This is a genomic window from Hymenobacter jeongseonensis (genome assembly GCF_015694725.1).
GTDB classification, from domain to species: Bacteria; Bacteroidota; Bacteroidia; order Cytophagales; family Hymenobacteraceae; genus Hymenobacter; species Hymenobacter jeongseonensis.
Genome location: NZ_JADQDQ010000006.1, coordinates 158,902 through 178,236 on the forward strand (window position 1 = coordinate 158,902; position 19,335 = coordinate 178,236).

At 61.4% G+C, this 19,335-nt stretch carries 13 protein-coding genes; 6 read left to right on the top strand and 7 right to left on the bottom strand.

What is annotated here, in order from left to right:
• Window positions 1–7: 7 nt before the first annotated feature.
• The 3 genes from I2I05_RS14065 (at window position 8) to I2I05_RS14075 (ending at window position 2,666) form a co-directional block, all read left to right on the top strand.
• Window positions 8–1,225, top strand: a complete 1,218-nt coding sequence (locus tag I2I05_RS14065; RefSeq protein ID WP_196282904.1) for a DUF1501 domain-containing protein — start codon at window positions 8–10, stop codon at window positions 1,223–1,225.
• A gap of 95 nt (window positions 1,226–1,320) precedes the next feature.
• Entirely contained in the window at window positions 1,321–1,746 is a 426-nt protein-coding gene (locus tag I2I05_RS14070) for an SPW repeat domain-containing protein (RefSeq protein ID WP_196282905.1), read from the top strand.
• 104 nt (window positions 1,747–1,850) lie between these two features.
• Window positions 1,851–2,666, top strand: a complete 816-nt coding sequence (locus tag I2I05_RS14075; RefSeq protein WP_196282906.1) for an energy transducer TonB — start codon at window positions 1,851–1,853, stop codon at window positions 2,664–2,666.
• A gap of 9 nt (window positions 2,667–2,675) precedes the next feature.
• Here the strand turns inward: I2I05_RS14075 and I2I05_RS14080 are convergent, their stop codons facing one another.
• Together I2I05_RS14080 and I2I05_RS14085 are read right to left on the bottom strand one after the other, a co-directional pair.
• Window positions 2,676–3,446: an alpha/beta fold hydrolase gene (locus I2I05_RS14080; protein ID WP_196282907.1), complete on the bottom strand. Its 771-nt coding sequence runs from the start codon at window positions 3,444–3,446 to the stop codon at window positions 2,676–2,678.
• A 51-nt stretch (window positions 3,447–3,497) separates the two neighbouring features.
• Window positions 3,498–4,565, bottom strand: a complete 1,068-nt coding sequence (locus I2I05_RS14085; RefSeq protein WP_196282908.1) for a LacI family DNA-binding transcriptional regulator — start codon at window positions 4,563–4,565, stop codon at window positions 3,498–3,500.
• A 353-nt stretch (window positions 4,566–4,918) separates the two neighbouring features.
• Between I2I05_RS14085 and I2I05_RS14090 the strand changes: the two genes are divergently transcribed.
• The 3 genes from I2I05_RS14090 to I2I05_RS14100 all read left to right on the top strand — a co-directional run bounded on the left by I2I05_RS14090 (window position 4,919) and on the right by I2I05_RS14100 (window position 10,222).
• Entirely contained in the window at window positions 4,919–5,920 is a 1,002-nt protein-coding gene (locus tag I2I05_RS14090) for an arabinan endo-1,5-alpha-L-arabinosidase (protein ID WP_196282909.1), read from the top strand.
• A gap of 323 nt (window positions 5,921–6,243) precedes the next feature.
• A complete protein-coding gene (locus I2I05_RS14095; protein WP_196282910.1) occupies window positions 6,244–9,066 on the top strand; it encodes a bifunctional transaldolase/phosoglucose isomerase in 2,823 nt (940 codons plus the stop codon).
• A gap of 190 nt (window positions 9,067–9,256) precedes the next feature.
• Window positions 9,257–10,222 carry a glycoside hydrolase family 43 protein gene (locus tag I2I05_RS14100; RefSeq protein ID WP_196282911.1) on the top strand — a complete coding sequence of 322 codons (966 nt, stop codon included), beginning with the start codon at window positions 9,257–9,259 and terminating at the stop codon, window positions 10,220–10,222.
• A 144-nt stretch (window positions 10,223–10,366) separates the two neighbouring features.
• On the opposite strand, the gene I2I05_RS14105 is transcribed toward I2I05_RS14100, so the two are convergent.
• From I2I05_RS14105 to I2I05_RS14125, 5 genes are all read right to left on the bottom strand, one after another.
• A complete protein-coding gene (locus I2I05_RS14105; RefSeq protein ID WP_196282912.1) occupies window positions 10,367–11,683 on the bottom strand; it encodes a DASH family cryptochrome in 1,317 nt (438 codons plus the stop codon).
• A 271-nt stretch (window positions 11,684–11,954) separates the two neighbouring features.
• Window positions 11,955–13,676 carry a GH39 family glycosyl hydrolase gene (locus tag I2I05_RS14110; protein WP_196282913.1) on the bottom strand — a complete coding sequence of 574 codons (1,722 nt, stop codon included), beginning with the start codon at window positions 13,674–13,676 and terminating at the stop codon, window positions 11,955–11,957.
• A gap of 186 nt (window positions 13,677–13,862) precedes the next feature.
• Window positions 13,863–15,995 carry an alpha-galactosidase gene (locus tag I2I05_RS14115; RefSeq protein ID WP_230688341.1) on the bottom strand — a complete coding sequence of 711 codons (2,133 nt, stop codon included), beginning with the start codon at window positions 15,993–15,995 and terminating at the stop codon, window positions 13,863–13,865.
• Between the two features lie 193 nt (window positions 15,996–16,188).
• Window positions 16,189–18,240 carry a glycoside hydrolase family 127 protein gene (locus I2I05_RS14120; RefSeq protein ID WP_196282915.1) on the bottom strand — a complete coding sequence of 684 codons (2,052 nt, stop codon included), beginning with the start codon at window positions 18,238–18,240 and terminating at the stop codon, window positions 16,189–16,191.
• A gap of 83 nt (window positions 18,241–18,323) precedes the next feature.
• The gene (locus I2I05_RS14125; protein ID WP_196282916.1) at window positions 18,324–19,304 is read right to left on the bottom strand and encodes a glycoside hydrolase family 43 protein; all 981 of its coding nucleotides are present in this window, start codon (window positions 19,302–19,304) and stop codon (window positions 18,324–18,326) included.
• Window positions 19,305–19,335: the final 31 nt, after the last annotated feature.

Sequence of the window (19,335 nt, forward strand, 5' to 3'; positions counted from 1 at the left end):
TTCCAACATGTCCTCCACCCGCCGCGATTTTATTCGGACTTCTGCGTTGGCCAGCTCCTTGCTGCTGGTGCCCAAATTCCTGCACGCCCTGGACCGGGGGCCGGGCCTGGCACGCCTGGGCGATGCGCCCGGCGCGCGGCGGCTCATTGTGGTGCAGCTGAGCGGCGGCAACGACGGCCTGAATATGGTTATTCCCTATAAAAACGACCTGTATTACCGCGCCCGGCCCACGCTGGGCATCCGAGAAACCGACGGCATTCTGGCGTTGGAGCAGGACCTGGGACTGCACCCCGCCCTGGCCGGACTGAAAGGGCTATACGACCAAGGACAGCTGGCCATCCTCAATTCGGTGGGCTACCCCAACCCGGACCGGTCGCACTTCCGGTCGATGGATATCTGGCAAAGCGGCTCCGGCGCCGACCAAAGCGTGAGCACCGGCTGGCTGGGCCGTTACCTCGATTCGGCTTGTCCGGCGTGCCAGCAGCCGTACAACGCTCTGGAAATTGACGATACGCTGAGCTTGGCAATGAAAGGCAGCACCCGCAAAGGCCTCGCCCTGAAAAACGCCGGCAAGTTTCACCAGCTCACTCAGAACCGCCGGCTGGCCCAGGTGAGCCAGCATACCGCACCGGGCCACCACAGTCAGGTCGATTACCTCTACAAGACCTTGGCCGAAACGACTTCGGCCGCCGATTACCTGTACCGCAAATCGAGCGGCCACCACTCGGCTGTGGCCTACCCCAACTCAGATTTTGGCAAAAGCCTTAAAACGACGGCCGAGCTTATTAGCGCCGGCGTCGAGTCGCGGGTGTACTACTTGGCGCTGTCGGGGTTCGATACCCACGTGCGGCAACGGGAGCAGCAACAACGCCTTTTCACCGACCTGGGCGATGGGCTGGCCGCCCTGGCCAAGGACTTGCAGCAGCACAACCAGTGGGAAAACACGCTGGTACTGGTGTTTTCCGAGTTTGGCCGCCGCGTGCAGGAAAACGCCAGCCACGGCACCGACCACGGCACCGCCAACCCCGTGCTGCTACTTGGCGGGAAGCTTCGTAAAAAAGGCGTCCTCAACGCCGCCCCCGACCTGGCCAATCTCGACCAAGGCGACTTGCGCCACCAAGTTGATTTCCGCAGCATTTACGCCAGCATCCTCAAAGACTGGCTGGAAGCCGATGAGGCAGCCATTCTGGGCACCGGCTTCGAGCGCCTGAGCGGGCTGGTATAGCGCAGCCCAGCGGGATTTGGGGCAGCTCGGCTATATCATTTCGCCGCGTAAAAACGTAAAAAGGGCCCTCTTTCAACCCTTTATTTACCCTTGTCATGAAACCCATATCGCCCACGATGCACGGTGTGCTCGACTATTTGGTGTGTGCGTTTTTTGCCCTCGCGCCCACCTTATTCAACTTAGGCGGGGCCTATGCCACGGCTTGCTACGTACTGGCCGGCGGCTACCTCGTGATTTCGCTGCTCACCAACATGCCCCTGGGCGTGGCCCGGGTGATACCGTTTCCGGTGCACGGCAAGCTGGAACTGGTGAGCGGTTTGGTCTTGGTTGCTTCGCCGTGGCTGTTTGGCTTTGCCAATGAAAACGAGACGGCCCGCAACCTTTTCGCGGCGGCGGGCCTGGTGTTTTTGGTGGTGTATTTGCTCACCGATTGGGCCGGCCAAACCCGCGAAACGGGCCACGGACGCACCATTTCCAGCGCCGGCACTTCTCCCAATCCCCGCAACCCCGGCATGGCGTAGCCCGTGCTCGAAATGACTTTACCGAAAAGCCCGGCTTCCCAGAGGCTGGGCTTTTTCGTGCCCTCTCGGGCGTAGCTTGCGCCTCCAACTCCCCTTCTATCCACATGAAACACCTGTTTATTACCTTCACCACTTCGCTAGTGCTGCTACTAGCGGTGGCGCCCACCGCGCACGCCCAACCGGCGTCTACTTCAGCCGTCTACACTGGTCCACGCTTCCCGGGCGGGCCCGATTCGCTCCGTGCCCTCGTTTATCGCAGCACGCAGCTCATCAATCCACCACCCAAAGGCCGGGCGGTGGTGCAGTTCGAGCTGGCCAACGGGAGCACTCCGCGCAATTTCAAACTATTGGAATCGCCAACACTGATAAAATCCCCCCTGACCCGCGCCGCGGAAACGGCCATGAGCTTTTTGCAAGCTCGAATGCCCGCCTGGGAACCGGGCACCCCGGACCCCAACGACCCGCAGAGCAGCAACCCCAAGGTCAGCTTGGTTCTGGACTTTGCCACTCCTCTGGTTGCCCAGCCGTTTCCATATGCCGAGCAGGCGCCGACCTTCCCTGATTTTGCACCGCTGCTACGTGCGCAACGCAACGTGTTCTTCGAGCGGAGACAAAACGATGCGCCGCTGCTGGCTAAGCTCTCCTCCTCCAGTGGTTTGGTTCCGTATTTTCAAATGCAGATACGCTACCCGTCAGCGGCCTTGCGCCAGCGGCAGCAGGGCACGGTTTACCTCTATTTTGAAGTTTCGGAAACTGGGGCCATTGAGCAAAAGCAGATTGTGGGCAGTGCGGGCCTAGACCTTGATGAGGAAGTGTTGCGAGCAGCCCGCCAGTTGCCCGCCGCCACGGCCCCGGCCCTGCATCAGGGGCGGCCGGTGCGCGTTTTTTACGTTATTCCCTCGTCATTCAAGATTCAGTAGTGCCGGCGGCTACGCACCAAAAGCGGCTTCGGCCAGCGCCAGCACGGCCCGGCGCGTTTCAGTAGCCTGCTCGAGGTAGGATTGGTGCCCGCTGCCTTCCAAAAACAACGCGTGGGCCACGGCGGGCAGGGCTGCCTGGCGCACGGCGTCCTCAAAATGCACGGCCACGTCGTGCTTGCCGGCTACCATCAGCACCGGGAATTTGGCGGTGGCCAGCACGGCGGTGCGGTCGGGGCGGGCGGCCATGCCGCGCAGCGCGCCCGTGATGGTGGTTTCGGGCGTGGCCTTGCCGATTTCTTCCAGCAGGGCCCGGGCATCGGTCAGCCGGTCGCGGTTGGTGGGTGCAAACAAGGGGCGCACGAACGATTCCATGAACTTGGCCACGCCGTGCCGCTCCACGAAACTGATGTTTTTCTCCCGGTTCTGGCGTTTTTCGTCGGTATCGGCCAGGGCTGAGGAATTGATGAGGGCCAGCCCGGCCACCCGCTGGGGCCAGCGCTCGGCCAGGGCCAGGGCCACGTAGCCGCCCATGCTGTGGCACACCAGCAGCACGGGGTTGGGACAATCTTTCTGGCCGAGGTAGTCGATGACGTAACGGGCCTGCGCTTCCATCGAAAAATCGGGCACCGGCGCCAAGTTGGTGCCGTGGCCCGGCAGGTTGGGCGTGAGCAGCCGGTAGCCGTCGGGGAAGGAACGGGTGAAGGCGGTCCACACCTCCCGGCTTTCGGCAAAACCGTGGAGGAAAACGATGGTGGGCAGGTGGGGCGTGGTGGCGGTCATGGCAACAAAAGTAGCGCCAGCACCGCGCCCTTCCGCCGCCCCGCCGGATTCTTAAACCGTATCCTGGCGCAACGACGAGGCCCGCACAAACAGTTGCGGCTGCAACACCACTTGCCGCTGCGAAAACGCCGTGCCCTCGGCCGCCACCAACTCGGTAAACAGCCGGAAGGCCGCTTGGCCCATTTCTTCGCAGCGCTGGTCCACGGAAGTGAGCATGGGCTCGGCCACTTGGGTCAGGGCCTCGTTGCTGAAGCCGGCTAGGGCAATGTCCTGCGGCACCCGGATGCCGCGGCTTTTCAGGAGCTGCAGCGCCCCCAGCACCGCTGAGTCGCCGGCCGAGAACACGGCATCGGGTGGATTGGGCAAATCTAGCAGCGCGGCCATGCAGTTGGCGCCGCTTTCCAGGCTCATGTTGCAGTCCATGATGAGGCTCTCATCGGGCGCAATGTCGTAGCTCTGCAAAGCGTCGAGGTAGCCCTGGCGGCGGTTCTTGTAGATGTTGAGGTGCTGCATGCCGGCAAAATGCGCCACGCGGCGGCAGCCTTGCTCCAGCAGGTGCCGGGTGGCCAGGTAGCCGCCCTCCCGGTCGTTCAGCACCACGGCATTCACGTTGTCGCCCTCCACCAAACGGTCGAAAAATACCAGCGGCACGCCGTGCTTGCGCACTTTTTCGAAGTGCCGGAAATCCTGCGTAGTCAGCGAAACCGACACCAGAATACCGGCCACCTGGGCGCTGAGCAGCGTTTCGATGTTCTTTCGCTCGTGGGCGACGTCCTCGCCCGACTGGCAGATAATGACGCTGAAACCGGCCTTGCTGGCCGCCGTTTCGATGCCGTGCACCACCGAGGCAAAAAACCGTCCTTCAATATAGGGCACAATCACGCCCAGCAGCTTGCTTTTGCCTTTGCGCAACGCCGCGGCCAAGTGGTTGGGCTGGTAATTGAGCTTCTTGGCCAACCGGAGCACGGCCTGCTTGGTAGCCGGCCCAATGCTGTGGTGGTCGCTCAACGCCCGCGAAATCGTGGTCATGGAAACCCCCAACTCCCGGGCCAAATCGGCCATGGAAACGGGGCTGCCGGCCGCGTTGGGTTCTTTCGTTGAAGTGCGACGTGCAGCCATTTTTTAATTAAGTGAAGAATGCCAAAAGGAGTACAAAGCTACTGCGACTTATTAATAGCCTCGGCAGCAGGGTTCAGCTTATAACAACGTACCAGCGCCCGGCCGGGCGTGAAACCAGTGCCGGTGCATCCTTGGTTTTGCTACCGTTTACAGCCCAGCCAACCAGTTGCGCTGGTCCGTGGCAGGTTCAGTTTGGAGCCGGAGCCCCAACTGGCTTGCTTACCAGAATATGTAGGCAATATAAAAAATAATTTACACAAACGATTGTGAAATATTATAACTTTGGTCGCGCTCATGGCGCGACCCTTGGCAACAAGCACTGCACAATCGTTAATTTAAGCTACCCGGTGGGCATGAAAAAACTGATTATCCTGGTCTTGCTCTCGCTTGGCATGAAGGCTACGGCCCAGCCCGCCCGCCCGCCCTTGGGCCCGATGGCGAACCCACCGGCCCACGACCCGGTGATGATTCGCCAGAACGGGGTGTACTACATGTTTTGCACTGGCAACGGCATCGCCGTGTGGTCGTCGCCCGACATGAAGATTTGGACCCCGCAAAAGCCGGTGTTTGCGGCACCGCCCGCGTGGGCGGTGGCCGCCATTCCCAGTTTTAAGGGGCACATTTGGGCTCCCGATATTTCCTTCGCCAACGGCCAGTACAGCCTGTTTTATTCGGTGTCCGCGTTTGGAAAAAACACCTCCGCCATTGGCTTAGTCACCAACAAAACCCTGGACCCGAAATCCCCCGACTTCAAGTGGGTAGACCAAGGCAAGGTCATCCAATCGGTGCCCGGCCGCGACATGTGGAACGCCATCGACCCCAACCTGGCCCGCGACAAAGCGGGCACGCCCTGGCTCACCTTCGGCTCGTTTTGGAGCGGCATGAAGCTGGTGAAACTCAAGCCCGACCTCACCGCGCCCGCCCAGCCCGAGCAGTGGCGCACCGTGGCCCGCCGCCCCCGCGACCCCAAGCTGAACGACTCCCTGCCCGGCGATGGCGCCATCGAAGCCCCGTTCATCTTCCAGAAAGACGGGTTTTATTACCTCTTCACTTCCTTTGACTACTGCTGCCGTGGCCCCCAAAGCACCTACAAAATGGTGGTGGGCCGGGCCAAGGAAATCACCGGCCCGTACGTGGACCGCGCGGGCCTGCTGCTAGAGCAAGGCGGCGGCACGCTGGTGCTGGCCGGCGACAGCAAGTGGTTTGGGGTGGGCCACAATTCGGTCTATACCTTCGATAAAACCGATTACCTCGTGTTCCACGGCTACGATGCCGTGGACCGTGGCCGGCCCAAGCTGCGGATTGAAAAGCTGGCGTGGGACAAGGAAGGCTGGCCGGCGGTAGCGACGCAGTAACCGGAATCTCACCCCCCGGCCCCTCTCCAAAGGAGAGGGGAATCGAACGAGTGTAGCGTGGACTCTGCGAGTCCGCGCCCGTCCGAACGAGACGCGACCCTACGCGGACTCGCAGAGTCTACGCTACATTTCGCGCACAACCGTTGCCCCTTCTTTTTTGGAAAGTGGGGGCAGGGGGTGAGGTCCCGACGAGACGCTTCGACTGCGCGGACGCCAGGTGAGCATGACGACCTTTTTTAACTCCTTTTATATTTCCACAAGCACGTACTTGAAAACAACGCGCTTCTTTCCGGACCTTTGGCGCTCTTACTAACTGCACTTCTATGAACCCTCTCGTTGCCATCCGCCAATTCGACCAGAGCCTTTGGCTGGACTTTATCAGCCGCCCGATTCTGATTAACGGCCAGTTGCAGCGCCGCATTGCCGACGAAGCGTTGCGCGGCGTCACGTCGAACCCGGCCATTTTTGCCAAGTCCATCGGCGACAGCACCGACTACGATTCGGCCATCAAGGCGCTGGCCTTGCAAGGCAAAACCACCGACGAAATCTACACCAACCTGGCCGTGGCCGACGTGCAGCAGGCCTGCGACTTATTCCGCCCGCTCTACGACAGCGAGCACACTAGCAGCGACGGCTACGTGAGCCTGGAAGTATCGCCAACGCTGGTGAACGACACCGAGGGCACCATTGAGGAAGGCATTCGCCTCTGGAAAACGGTGGCCCGCCCCAACGTCATGATTAAGGTGCCGGCCACGCTGGAGGGCCTGCCCGCCATTCGCCGGCTCATCGCCGAAGGCATCAACGTGAACGTGACCCTGATTTTTGGGCTCGAGCGCTACCGCTTGGTGACCGAGGCATTTTTGGCGGGCCTGGAAGACCGGGCGCAGGCCGGCTTGCCGCTGGCGCGCATCGACTCGGTGGCGAGCTTCTTCCTCAGCCGCATCGATGTGCTGCTTGACCCCATGTTGGAAAAAATCGCGGCCGAAGGCGGCGAGCGCGGCGCCCTGGCGCAGTCGATGGTGGGCGAAGTGGCGCTGGCCAGCGCCAAGCAGGCATACCAACTGTATAAAGAGATTTTCGCCGGTCCGCGCTGGGAGGCGCTGCAAGCCCAAGGGGCCGAAACCCAGCGCCTGCTGTGGGCCAGCACCGGCAACAAAAACCCAAAATACGACGACCTGAAGTACGTCGAAAACCTCATCGGCCCAAAAACGGTGAACACCGTGCCGGTGGAAACGCTGGACATTTTCCGCGAAAAAGGCCAGCCCGCCGTCCGCCTCGAAGAAGGCCTCGACAAGGCCCGCGAAGTGCTGCGCCGCCTGCCCGAGTTGGGCATCAACCTGGAAGAGCAAACCAACTTCCTGGAAGTGGACGGTGCGAAGAAATTCAACGAGCCTTTCAGCAAGCTAATGCTGTCGCTGGACATGAAGCGCAAGCACGCCCTGGGCGAAATGGTGGTGCCCGTGACCATGCGCCTGGGCGGCTACCAAACGGCCGTCGACAACAAGATTCTGGAACTGAACGATAAGAACTTCGTCAAAGGCTTCTGGGACAAAAAAGCCGACCTCTGGGTGCAGGACGAAGCCGGGCAGCAGAGCATTCGCAGCTTCATGGGCTGGCTGCGCGTGGCCGAAACAATGGTGGGCCGCGTGCCCGAAATTCAGCAATTTGTGCACGAGGTGAAAGCCGCCGGCTTCAAACACGTGGTGGTGATGGGCATGGGCGGCAGCACCATGGCCCCCATCGTTTTCAAAGCCGCGTTTGAGCAGGGTTCAACTGGCCTGCCGATGTCAGTGCTTGACACCACGGACCCCGGCACGGTGCGCCAGATTGAAGCGTCGGTGCCGCTGGCCGAGACGCTGTTCATCGTGGCCAGCAAGTCCGGCACCACAGCCGAGCCGCTGGCGTTCGGCGACTATTTCTACGCCAAGCTCAAGGAGCTGAAAGGCGACAAGGCCGGCGATAACTTCGTGGCCATCACCGACCCGGGCTCCAAGTTTGTGACCGATGCCACGGCTGCCAAGTACCGCCGCATCTTCCTAAACTTCCCGGAAGTGGGCGGCCGCTTCTCGGCTCTCTCCTACTTCGGGCTGGTACCGGCGGCTTTATACGGCCTGCCCATTGGCGAGCTGCTGGAACGTGCCATTTTGATGATGCGTGCTTGCGGTGCCTACGGCGACGTGAAGCAAAACCCCGGCCTGGACTTGGGCGCCACGCTGGGCGTGCTCGCGCAACTGGGCCGCGACAAGCTCACACTGCTCACGCCGGCACCGCTGAGCGACCTGGGCCTGTGGCTGGAGCAGCTCATCGCCGAAAGCACGGGCAAGGAAGGTAAGGGCATCCTGCCGGTAGCCGGCGAGCCGCTCGGCGACGTGAGCACCTACGGCCAGGACCGGGTGTTTGTGTACGTGGGCTACAAGGGCCAGGCCGACGAGACCAACCTTGCCAAAATGAAGGCGTTTGAGCAAGCCGGCCACCCCACCATCACCATCCTGATGGACGATGCGCTGGACTTGGGCCAGGAGTTTTACCGCTGGGAAGTGGCCACGGCCGTGGCCAGCGCCGTGCTCGGCATCAACCCCTTCGACCAGCCCAACGTGCAAGCCGCCAAAACCGCTACCGACGGCCTGATGAAGGCAGTAGAAGAGCAAGGCAGCCTGCCCGAAAAGAGCCAGCCCGTGGCCAGCCAAGACGGCGTGACCTACTACTCGGCCGTGCAGGGCGAAGGCGCTGCGGAGGTATTGAAGGCATTTTTCGCCCAGGCCCGGCCCGGCGATTTTCTCTGCCTGCAAGCCTACCTGACCGAGACGCCCGCTGTGAGCGAGTGCTTGCAGGAGCTGCGCGCCCGCGTGCAAGCGCAGTACCACATTGCCACCACGTCGGGCTACGGCCCGCGTTTCCTGCACTCCACAGGCCAGTACCACAAGGGCGGCCCGGATACGGGCCTGTTCGTACAGTTCACCGACGATAACCCGAACGACCTGGCGCTGCCGGGCCGCTCCTACACCTTCGGCACCTTTAAAAATGCCCAGGCCTTGGGCGACCTGGAGGCGTTACACAGCTACAACCGCCGCACCCTGCGCGTGCATCTCGGCGCCAATGCGGAGAAGGGCCTGCGCACCATGCTGGCGGCGCTGCCGAGGGCGTAAATACTTTCATAACGATAGATAAAACGTCATGCTGAGCGCAGCCGAAGCATCTCTACCGCTTCGTTGAATTACTCTCGAGATAGAGATGCTTCGGCTGCGCTCAGCATGACGTTTTTTCAATTTCATAGAACTCCGAAACCCCACCCATAGCAAGTTTCTTATGCCTTCAATACACAATCGATTGTGCACAATGGCTGCGGCCCTTGCCCTTTCCACGGCCGCGCTGGCCCAAACGGTGCCAGCGGGTGCTCCCGTGCTCGGTGCTACGGTAGGCGGCAACCCCATCATTAAGAGCAAGTACACGGCCGACCCCGCGGCCATGGTCCAAAAAGGAACCGTGTACCTCTACGCCGGCCACGACGAAGCCCCCGCCCGGCAGGAGCGCTACGTGATGAACGAATGGCTGTGCTTTTCATCCACCGATATGGTAAACTGGACCGAGCACCCGGTGCCGTTGAAGGTGTCGGATTTTGCCTGGGCCAAGGGCGACGCCTGGGCCTCGCAGGTGATTGCGCGCAACGGCAAGTTTTATTGGTACGCGGCAATGGAGCACGGCACCATTCCGGGCAAGTCGATTGGCGTGGCGGTGGCGGATAACCCGACCGGACCGTTCAAGGACGCCCGCGGCTCGGCACTCATTGCCAATAATATGACGACCGATGACAAACACCCGTGGGACGACATTGACCCCAGCGTTTTCATCGACGACAAAGGCCAGGCTTACCTCTTCTGGGGTAATGTGACGTGCTACTACGCCAAGCTCAAGGCCAATATGACCGAGTTAGACGGGCCCATTCAAACTGTGAAACTGCCGCAGTTCACGGAGGCGCCGTGGGTGCATCAGCGCAACGGCTGGTACTACCTGAGCTACGCCTCGCAATTCCCCGAGAAAATTGTGTACGCCATGAGCCGGAGCATCGAGGGGCCGTGGGAATACAAGGGCATTCTGAATGAGTTGGCGGGCAATTCCAACACTAACCACCAAGCCATCATCGACTTCAAAGGCCAGTCGTACTTCATCTACCACAACGGCGGCCTGAACCCTGACGGCGGCAGCTTCCGGCGCTCCGTGTGCGTTGATTACCTGTATTACAACAAAGACGGCACCATGAAACGCGTCGTGATGACCACGGAAGGCGTGAAGGCGGTGAAGTAGGCGAACCAGAAGCAAAAAGAACGTCATGCTGAGCGCAGCCGAAGCATCTCGCGTGCCACCACTAATCCATTTGATTACTGCCCCAAGCGAGATGCTTCGGCTGCGCTCAGCATGACGTTCTTGTAATTTCAAGTGCTTCAGCCACTACCGTAGCCACGTGCGGACGTAGCGGCCTTTCGGGTCGTAGCACTGGGCTTGCTGGGCCACGTCGAAGGCGGTGTCGCGCACATCGGTGCCGGTGCCGGCGATGTATTTCCAGTTGCCCCAATTCGAGGCCGGGTCGTGGTCGATGAGCTGGTGCTCGAACCAGGCGGCGCCCCAGCGCCAGTCCTGATGCAGGTCGTGGATGAGGTAGCTGGCAGCATTTTGGCGGCCGCGGTTGCTCATAAAACCAGTGGCGGCCAACTCGCACATGTTGGCATCGACGAAGCCGTTGCCCGTGCGGCCTTGAGTCCAGCGCTCGAAGGCGGCGCGGTCGGGGTTGGGGGTTTTGGGCTGCTGGCCGCGCAGGCCCGCGAGGCGGAAAAAATCGGCGCCGGCGCGGCGGGCGAGCAGCCGGAAATAGTCGCGCCAGATGAGTTCCATGCGTAGCTGCTGCGAGCCTTTGCCGTTGCGGCCGGCCACGGCCTCGTAGTCGTCAATGGCCGCCCAGATTTGGCGGGCCGACAAGCTGCCATTGGCCAGCCAGGGCGAAAACTTGGTGCTGAAGGCTTCGCCCAGCAGCTCGTTGCGGGTGTCGTTGTAGCGCGCAATCAGGCGGCGGTCTACGACGTAATCGTGCATACGGGCCAGGGCGGCGGTTTCGCCTCCGCCCAGTGTCGGCAGGGCCGAGCGGGCGTCGCGGAGCGACACGCTCGCTGCCGGCAGGCCCGCGGCTTCGGCTACCGCGGCGGCCGTGGGCAGTGGTGCGGGTACCACGCCGGCGGGCAGCGGCGGCAATTGGCGCGGGGCGGTAAGGGCCGGGCGCACCGGCGTGTGCACTGCTACATCGAACCGAAATTTGCTGAATGAGAGTGGCAGCTGCCGCACGGGAATGGACATATCGTGCGGGTGCAGCAGCGAAAGCGTCTCGAAGAAGCGCAGGGGAATGCCGCGGCCTAGGGCGGCGGCAAGGTCGGTTTCGGCGGTGGTTTCTTCGTGCGGGTGTTCGGCGCTGGCCCACACGGTGTTCAGGCCCAGCTCGCGGGCCAGCCGAGGCAGCTCGTTGGCGGGGTTGCCGAACACGAAGTGGACGCCAGAGCCCAAAGCCGCGTACCGGCGCTGCAGGTCGGCCAGTGTTTCGAGCAGGAACGGCAGGCGGTGCGGGCCCAGGCGCGGCAGGCCCAGATAGCGGTCGGGCCCCAGGGTGGCGGGGTCGAAGCAGAACACGGGCAGCAGGGCTTCGGTGTGCGCGGGGAGCGCGGCCAGGACTTCGTTGTCATGCAGGCGCAGGTCGTTGCGCAGCCAGTACAGGATTTTCATGCAGCTTGTAGCTCGGGCGGGTGGTTTGCCTCGGGTACAACGCCCAGCCAGGAGCAAAGTTTGTGGGGAAGCCGGTGGCCGGCGAGCCGTCGCGCTGGCTCTGTATTCCCAAAGCCAAGCACCTGACGAGGCCCCAGCACCTCATTCAGGCGTCTGTTACAGGAAAAGCTGCGGGGCCGGCCGGGACTGGCGGGTGGGGCCCAACGATGCCCACAAGAGGCGCGGCGGCTAGCGGGCCCGACCGCTTTTTTCGTTGCCGCGCCCGGCCACGCTACCACGTCAGGCGCAGCAGGGAAACGCCCTGGCGCGGCAACGAAAACCGCAGCACTGTCTGCTCATTTTTGGCGCTGACTGTAGAAGGCGAACCCTTCAGCAAGGCCAGTTGGCCGGCCTTTTCCAGCGCCTTGCGCTGCACGGCCGTCACCTGCTGGGGCGAGCCCATGGCTTGCCAGGCGGTATAAGAATTGCTGTGCTCGTTGTCGATGCGGTAGTGCTGTAGCTTGGCATTTGCGGGCACGCCTCGCAGGGTGAGCTCTACCTCGCTGGCCGGAGCGGTCAACTGGTCGTTGTGGTAGTTCCACACCAGCACGGAGGCGGAGTGGGGGTCGGCCGAAGCCAGGGCGCTGATGTCGGCGCGCTGGGTTTGAGCTTGGTTGTGAATGTCGGGCAGGGTGAGGGCCGTGGGATTGGCGACGGCTACGCGCGGGCCGGTCATCTTGCCCAACATGCGGAAAACGTTGAGCACGGGCTTGTCGACGCCATTGGTAGCGAGGTCGCGGAAACCGGCAAACCAGGGCTGGTTTTCGAATTCGAAGGACCAGCTCACGGCGCCGAGTACATTGGCTTTGTAGAGGTCGGCCAACTCGTAGAGGCGGGCGTAGGCGGCGGCGGTGTAGCTGGAGTACATGGTGCCGTTGCGGTAGGCGTTTTCGGGGTTGGTGGCCACGCCGCAGGCCGCGCAGCCTTCGGGGTCGTTTTCGCCGATGATGATGGGCAGCTTGCTGTACTCGGGAAACGAGGCCACGATTTTAAAGCCCTCGGTGATGTCGTCGAGCTGGGTGCCCATGTTCATGCGCACGTGGCCGTCCACCAGCTTGGGGGCGCCTTTGGCGTGGAAGGTGATGAAGTCGAGGCGGGTGCCGGTTTGGCCGGTGACGTAGTTCTTGCCGCTCCGGCAGTGCTCCAGGAAGCCGCGCAGGTAATCGGCGGCTTTATCCCAGCGCGGGCCGGTGGTTTCTGGGCCGCCGAGGAGGGCTTCGGGCAGGGCGCGGTGCACGGCGGCTTCGGTGTGGTCGTAGAGTTCGTTGTACTCGGCCGGGGTGCCTTTCCAGTAGCCAATATTGGGCTCGTTCCAGAGCTCCCAGCGCCAGGTTTTCACCTCGGCGGCGCCGTAGCGGGCCACGCTGTGCTTCACCCACTGGTACACCAGCTCGCCCCACTTTTTGTAGTCTTTGGGCGGGTAAGCCCAGCCGGTGTAAATGTCGTTGTAATTGTCGCCGGGTTTCCAGTAATGGCGGTACGGCACCGGTTTCACGGACATGGCCTCGGGCATAAAGCCGATTTGGGCAATGGGCTTCATGCCCCGCTTAATGTACGTGTCGAAAATGCGGTCCACGATGGTCCAGTCGTATACCGGCTGGCCGTGTTTGTCTTCGGTGTAGGCGTTGGTCGAACCCCATTTCAGGCCAGGCGTGCCGTCGCCGGTGGTGAGCAGGTTGTGGGGCCGCACGTACACCGGCACGGGGCTGAGGGCCGCCAGCTCGGTGAGTAGCTTCTGGCCGTCCTTCATGTACGTATAGTTGGGCTCGTCGTAGCCAAAGTAGGCCCACAGCGGCTGCATGGGGCCTATAGGCTTCTTCACATCGACGGTGATGGCAACAGCGGCCGGCGGGGTCTGGGGGAAGGCAGATGAAGCTGAAGCAGCTATCAGTGACAACACAAGGCCGCAGAAACGGGCACGGGCAGCGGTGAAATTAGAAAGAGAGGTTTTCATGCTCCTGCTGTGTTTAGTGGGGCTTTGCTTATGGCATCATGGTAAAAATTCCTGTCATGCTGAGCGCAGTCGAAGCATCTCTCCCGCTTCGTTGAGGCCGCATTAATTACTTCCGAGGTAGAGATGCTTCGACTGCGCTCCGCATGACGGCCTGAATGCGTCGTTCCGATAATAATTTCGAAAGCGTTACTCCGCCACCAGCTCCAGAATGTGGCTGGTGAGGGGCTTGGCTTCGCGGTCGCTGAGTATCACGCCCACTTTCATCAGGTAGTCGCCGGAATAGGTTTGGCCGTTGGCGGCCAGCTCGGATTTTTGGCCGGGCATGAGGTTGATTTCGGTGAGCTTGTAGCGCTTGGCGGGGTCGAGGCCCTGGAGCTTCACGGGCAGCACGGTTTCGAGGAAGCGGGTGTGCAGGTTGTAGCCGTAGAGCACGGCTTGGCGCTGGGCTTCGTCCACGTACATCAACGACGCTTGGTTGCCCTCGTAGGGCGAGCGCAGGCGGAACAAGTCGCCCTGCCAGATAACGGGGCTGAGGCGCTTGTAGTCCTTCACGGCCTGCTGGCTGAATTTCAGCTCATCGGGCGTCATTTTCTCCACTTCGATGTCGTAGCCGAGCTTGCCCATCATGGCCACGTCGGTGCGGAATTTCAGGCTGTGGCTGCGGTTCCAGTTGGTAACGTGGCTGGCAATGGTGTTCGAGGGGAAAAACTGCGAGAATCCCCACTGGATGAAGATGCGTTCGAAAGCATCGGTGTTGTCGCTGGCCCAGAACTCGGTGAAGTAGCGCAGACCGCCGTAGTCGGCGCGGGCGCCGCCGCCGGAGCAGAGCATCATGGGCAGGTGCGGGTACTTCTGGCGGACGCGCTCCAGGATTTTGTAGAGGCCGCGCACGTAGTCGACGTAGAGGCGCGACTGGTCGCGGCCCAGATACTGCGAGTAGGCGCTGCTAATCATGCGGTTGCAGTCCCACTTCACGTAGGCTACGCCCTGGCTCAGCTGTTCGTCCACGGTCTGGTACACGAAGTCCTGCACCTTGGGGTTGGTCAGGTCGAGCACCAGCTGGTTGCGGTAGAGGTCGTCGGGGCGGTTGGGCAATTTCAGGGTCCAATCGGGGTGCTTTTCGAACAGCTCGCTCTTGGGGTTCACCATTTCGGGCTCCAACCAGATGCCGAATTTGATGCCCTCCTTGGTGGCGGTTTGCACGAGGTGGCCCACGCCGTTGGGCAGCTTGGTTTTGGTGGTTTGCCAGTCGCCGAGGCCCTGCGCGTCGCCGTTGCGCGGGTATTTGTTGCCGAACCAGCCGTCGTCGAGCAGAAACAAGTCGACGCCGAGTTTGGCCGCGTCGCCCATCAGGCCGTCGAGCTTGGCTTCATTGAAATCGAAAAACGTGGCTTCCCAGTTGTTGAGCAGCGTGAGGCGCGGCTGGAGGCCGTCGAGGGTGCCGCCGTGGCGGCGCGCCCAGCGGTGCAGGTTGCGCGAGGCCTGGCCCTTGCCGGTAGTGCTGTAGGTGAAGATGAATTCGGGCGTCACGAAGGCCTGATTGGCTGGCAGCGTGTATTCCGATGCGTACGGGTTGATGCCGGCCGACATTCGCAAAGAATTCTGGTTGTCCAGTTCAAAAGCCAAGCGGAAGTTGCCGGTCCAGGCCAGGGAGCCGGCCAGCACGTCGCCGGTGGTTTCCTCGGCGGGCCGGTCGAGGCCAAGGAAGAAGCTCGGCGTTTGGTACCAGCCGGCGCGAGTGCCCAGCTTGGTATCGATGATTTTGATGCCGCTGGTGAGCTGGCTTTCCACCTGCTTGGCTTCCTCGGCCCAGTCGCCGTGAAACTGCGTCAGCCAGTACTTATGGGCGTCGAAATGCAACATGGCCGAGGCGTAGCTGGTGAGCACCACCGGCTTTTTTTCGCGGTGCTTGATTTCCGTCCAAGTTTTGATGACGTCCTCTTTGAAATACGCCGTGAAGTGCAGCAGCACGTCCACCGGGTATTTCGGGTCGCGCAGGTGCACGGTAGTTGTGGTAGCATCACCCCGCACATTGCCGAGCGGCTTCTGCACTTTCACATCAGCAAAGGCTAGGTCCAGCGACGGGTTGCCATCGGTGTGAATGACGCGAATGGCGGGCTCGAACAGGTTGGTGGTGCCGGCGGTCACGTAGGCTTCATGGCGGTTCGGCAGCAACTGGTGGTCGGCCGCAGCCAGCTTAGGGCCCAGGTAAGTTTGGTAGACATGCTGCTTATCACCCACGGCCAGCACCAAGCTCACGTGCTCGGTCTCGATGTGAATAGGAGGCGTGGACTGCGCCATGGCGGGTACGAAACGCATGAGCAGAAGGAAGAAACAGAAGTAGCGAAGGCGCATGTGTTATCTGAGAATAAGCAAAAACAGAACGTCATGCAGAGCGCAGCGAAGCATCTCGCGTGCCACCACTAACCCTAACGATTGGCTTACTACCACACGCGAGATGCTTCGCTGCGCTCTGCATAACGACCTTTATTAATTGAGCTGCATTTGCCAATTACTTCGCGTGCGTCGCTTCCACGGCTTGGCGGGTCACCAAATCCACATCGGTCACTTGCTGCGGGAACCAGACCGTCATTTCGCCCTTGCCACGGTTGGCCCAGGCGTAGTACGGAATGGCGGTGAGCGTTTGCTTCACGGTGCTGATGGTGTTGCTGGCGCCGTCCACTTTCACCACGGGCACGGTGGCGGTCAGCTCGGTGATGCCGTTCAACACGTCGGGCTTGAAGGCGGCGGTGAAGGCGGTGCCGGTGGGCACTATGATGTTAGTGGCTTTGCCGTCGTTGTCCTTCCACTCGGCGCAATAGATGACGGGGCCGCGCTGCAGGGCCACTTTGCCCACGTTGTCCTGCACGTTGGGGTGGGCCACTACGGTGCGGGTTTCCATCGGCAGGCTCATGTCGACCACGTCGTTTTTCTTCCACTTGCGGGTCAGCACGGCATAGCCGTTTTTCAACTGGTACGCCACTGGCTTGCCGTTCACTTTAATGACAACTTTCGCGCTCGAAGGCTGGGCGAAGCGGTACAAATCCGACGGAATGGCCTCGTCGCGGGCCCAGCCCGGAATGCGAACCAGCAGGTTGAAATCGGAAGTAGAAGCTTGGTCGACGGTGAATTTCAGGTCGCCATTCCAGGGGTAATTATTGGCCTGGGTGAGTCGCACGGGCTTGTTCTGCACCGCCAAATTGGCGCTGCCGCTCACGAACAGGTTCACGTAAATGTCCCGGCCGTTTTGGCCGTACACGTAGCCGGGCAGCGACGGAAACAGCCGCGCCAGGTTGGTGGGGCAGCACGAGCACTCAAACCAGCCCGCCCGCGCCGGCTCGGTCTGGGCGAAGCTGGCGCTGTTCTTAATCTGCATGGCGTTGGAGTAAAAGAACGACTTGCCATCGAGGCCCACGCCCGAGAGCAGGCCGTTGTAGAGCACTTTCTCAATCAGGTCGGCGTATTTGGCGTGGCCGTGCAGCTGGAACATGCGCTGGTTCCAGTAGATGTTGGCCACTGAGGCGCAGGTTTCGTTGTAGGCCGTGGCGTTGGGCAACTCGTAGTTGCGGCCGAACCGCTCGCCGCCGGGCACCGCGCCGGTGCCGCCCGTCACGTATATTTTCTTGCTGGCCATGTTGTTCCAAATGCTGTCCACGGCCGTCAGCAGCTGCTTGTCGCCGGTGAGGGCGGCCACATCGGCCATGGCCGAGTAGAGGTATTCGGCGCGCACGGCGTGGCCCACGGCCTCGGCCTGCGCCACCACGGGCTTGTGGTCCTGCCAGTACGAGCCGTTCTTGAACGGGTCGGGGCTCTTGGGGTCATAGCCCTTGTACTGGCCCCGCGCATCCAAGAAAAACTTGGCCGTGCTCAGGTATTCGGGTTTGCCGGTCACGCGGTAGAGCTTTACGAGGCCCATTTCCACGATTTCGTGGCCGGGCGCTACGCTGCGCTTGCCGGAGCCGAATACGGAGCACACGAGGTCGGCATTTTTGAGAGCGATGTTGAGCAGGGATTTCTTGCCGGTGGCCTGGTAGTGGGCCACGGCGGCTTCGTAGAGGTGGCCGGAGTTGTAGAGCTCGTGGCTCATCTCCCGCTCGTTTACCCAGCGCTCCGGGCCGGCCCAGGGGTGCGGGTGGGCGGGGTCGATGGTGCGGGCGGTGTAGAGGTAGCCGTCGGGCTCCTGGGCCTTGCCCACCTTGTCAATCAGCACGTCGAGGTAGGCCGCCAGCTCCTTGTCTGGGTACAGGCTGAGCGAGTACGCGGCGCCTTCCAACGTCTTGTAAATGTCGGTATCGTCGAAGGGAAAGACCGTCGCAAACTTGCCCGATTTGGCGGCCGCCATCTCAAAATTCTTCACCCGGTTGGTGGCCTCGCAGCGCTGAAACGACGCCGGAATGGTGACGGTGGTGTTGGTCTTGAGGCGCGGCTGCCAGAAGTTATCGGTCAGAGTCACCTTCGTAAAGGGCACCGCTTGAATGGGGTAGTCGCTGCGCTTGACGGTTTGTGCCACTCCGGACGTGCTGAGCAAGCCGGCGGCCAGAATGGTGGAAAGTACGGTTTTCATAGTTATACACATTGATTGGCCAGGAGTATTCCGCACAGCTTTTAAACAGAGAAAAGCACGGAGATAAAACATGGAAGCGTCACTTATTGAACGGGGTCCACGCCTTTGGGCGTCATCACCACTTTTTGCAAGGTGCTGTCGGCGTTGTAGTTCAGGTAATCGATGCTGACTGAGCGCCGGAAATCCCCGCCGGTGGGCAGAGCGCCGTTGTGGTACACAAAATACCATTTGCCCTTGAAATCGAGCAGGGCCTGGTGGTTGGTATTAGAGTTGGTAGCCAGTTCGTTCAGAATGCCTTTGTACACCCACGGGCCTTCGGGGCTGCGGCTCATGGCGTAGGCAATGCGCTCCGGAAACCCGGTGGCGTAGGAGAGGTAGTACCACTTGCCGCGCTTGTGCACCCAAGGCGCCTCCGTGAACTGGGGCAGGCTGATGGTTTGGATAGGCCCGTCGAGCTCCGTCATGTTGGCCTTGAGCTTGGCGTAGTAGCAGGCCGTGTTGCCCCAATACAAGTAGGCCTGGCCCGAATCATCGACCAAAACCGTGGGGTCGATGTCGTCGAAAAAGGTGTTGACGGCCGTCGTCATCGCATTGGTCACCAGCGCCGTGCCCCGGGCATCCACAAACGGGCCGGTGGGCGAATTGGCCACCGCCACGCCGATGGCTTTGCCGGGCACGGTGCGGTGGTCCACGCTCACATACCAGTAAAACTTGCCGTTGCGCTCCACCACCTGAGAGGCCCAGGCATCGGCGCGCGCCCAACTGAAGTCCGTTACGCGCAGCGGCACCGGGTGCTCGGTCCACGTGGCGAGGTCGCTCGAGGAATAGCACAGCCACTCGTTCATCACGTACTGGTTTTGGCCCGTAGCGGCCTCGTCGTGGCCGGTGTAGATGTACATCCGGCCGTTGTGCACCAGCGCCGCCGGGTCGGCCGTGAATTTTGCCTTAACAATGGGATTGCGGAATACTACCTGATTATCCGGCACCACGAACGGAGCAGGCTTGTCCTTCTGGCAAGCAGCCACGAAGCAGCTGATTCCCAGCAATAGTATAGGCAAACGCATTTTCATATTAAACTGGAAAATCAAATAATCA

What these genes read in the sequence shown, in the direction of transcription:
- I2I05_RS14065 (WP_196282904.1), top strand. Translation starts at nt 8, where the DNA reads ATGTCCTCCACCCGCCGCGATTTTATTCGGACTTCTGCGTTGGCCAGC.
- I2I05_RS14070 (WP_196282905.1), top strand. Translation starts at nt 1,321, where the DNA reads ATGAAACCCATATCGCCCACGATGCACGGTGTGCTCGACTATTTGGTG.
- I2I05_RS14075 (WP_196282906.1), top strand. Translation starts at nt 1,851, where the DNA reads ATGAAACACCTGTTTATTACCTTCACCACTTCGCTAGTGCTGCTACTA.
- I2I05_RS14080 (WP_196282907.1), bottom strand. Translation starts at nt 3,446, where the DNA reads ATGACCGCCACCACGCCCCACCTGCCCACCATCGTTTTCCTCCACGGT.
- I2I05_RS14085 (WP_196282908.1), bottom strand. Translation starts at nt 4,565, where the DNA reads ATGGCTGCACGTCGCACTTCAACGAAAGAACCCAACGCGGCCGGCAGC.
- I2I05_RS14090 (WP_196282909.1), top strand. Translation starts at nt 4,919, where the DNA reads ATGAAAAAACTGATTATCCTGGTCTTGCTCTCGCTTGGCATGAAGGCT.
- I2I05_RS14095 (WP_196282910.1), top strand. Translation starts at nt 6,244, where the DNA reads ATGAACCCTCTCGTTGCCATCCGCCAATTCGACCAGAGCCTTTGGCTG.
- I2I05_RS14100 (WP_196282911.1), top strand. Translation starts at nt 9,257, where the DNA reads ATGGCTGCGGCCCTTGCCCTTTCCACGGCCGCGCTGGCCCAAACGGTG.
- I2I05_RS14105 (WP_196282912.1), bottom strand. Translation starts at nt 11,683, where the DNA reads ATGAAAATCCTGTACTGGCTGCGCAACGACCTGCGCCTGCATGACAAC.
- I2I05_RS14110 (WP_196282913.1), bottom strand. Translation starts at nt 13,676, where the DNA reads ATGAAAACCTCTCTTTCTAATTTCACCGCTGCCCGTGCCCGTTTCTGC.
- I2I05_RS14115 (WP_230688341.1), bottom strand. Translation starts at nt 15,995, where the DNA reads ATGCGTTTCGTACCCGCCATGGCGCAGTCCACGCCTCCTATTCACATC.
- I2I05_RS14120 (WP_196282915.1), bottom strand. Translation starts at nt 18,240, where the DNA reads ATGAAAACCGTACTTTCCACCATTCTGGCCGCCGGCTTGCTCAGCACG.
- I2I05_RS14125 (WP_196282916.1), bottom strand. Translation starts at nt 19,304, where the DNA reads ATGCGTTTGCCTATACTATTGCTGGGAATCAGCTGCTTCGTGGCTGCT.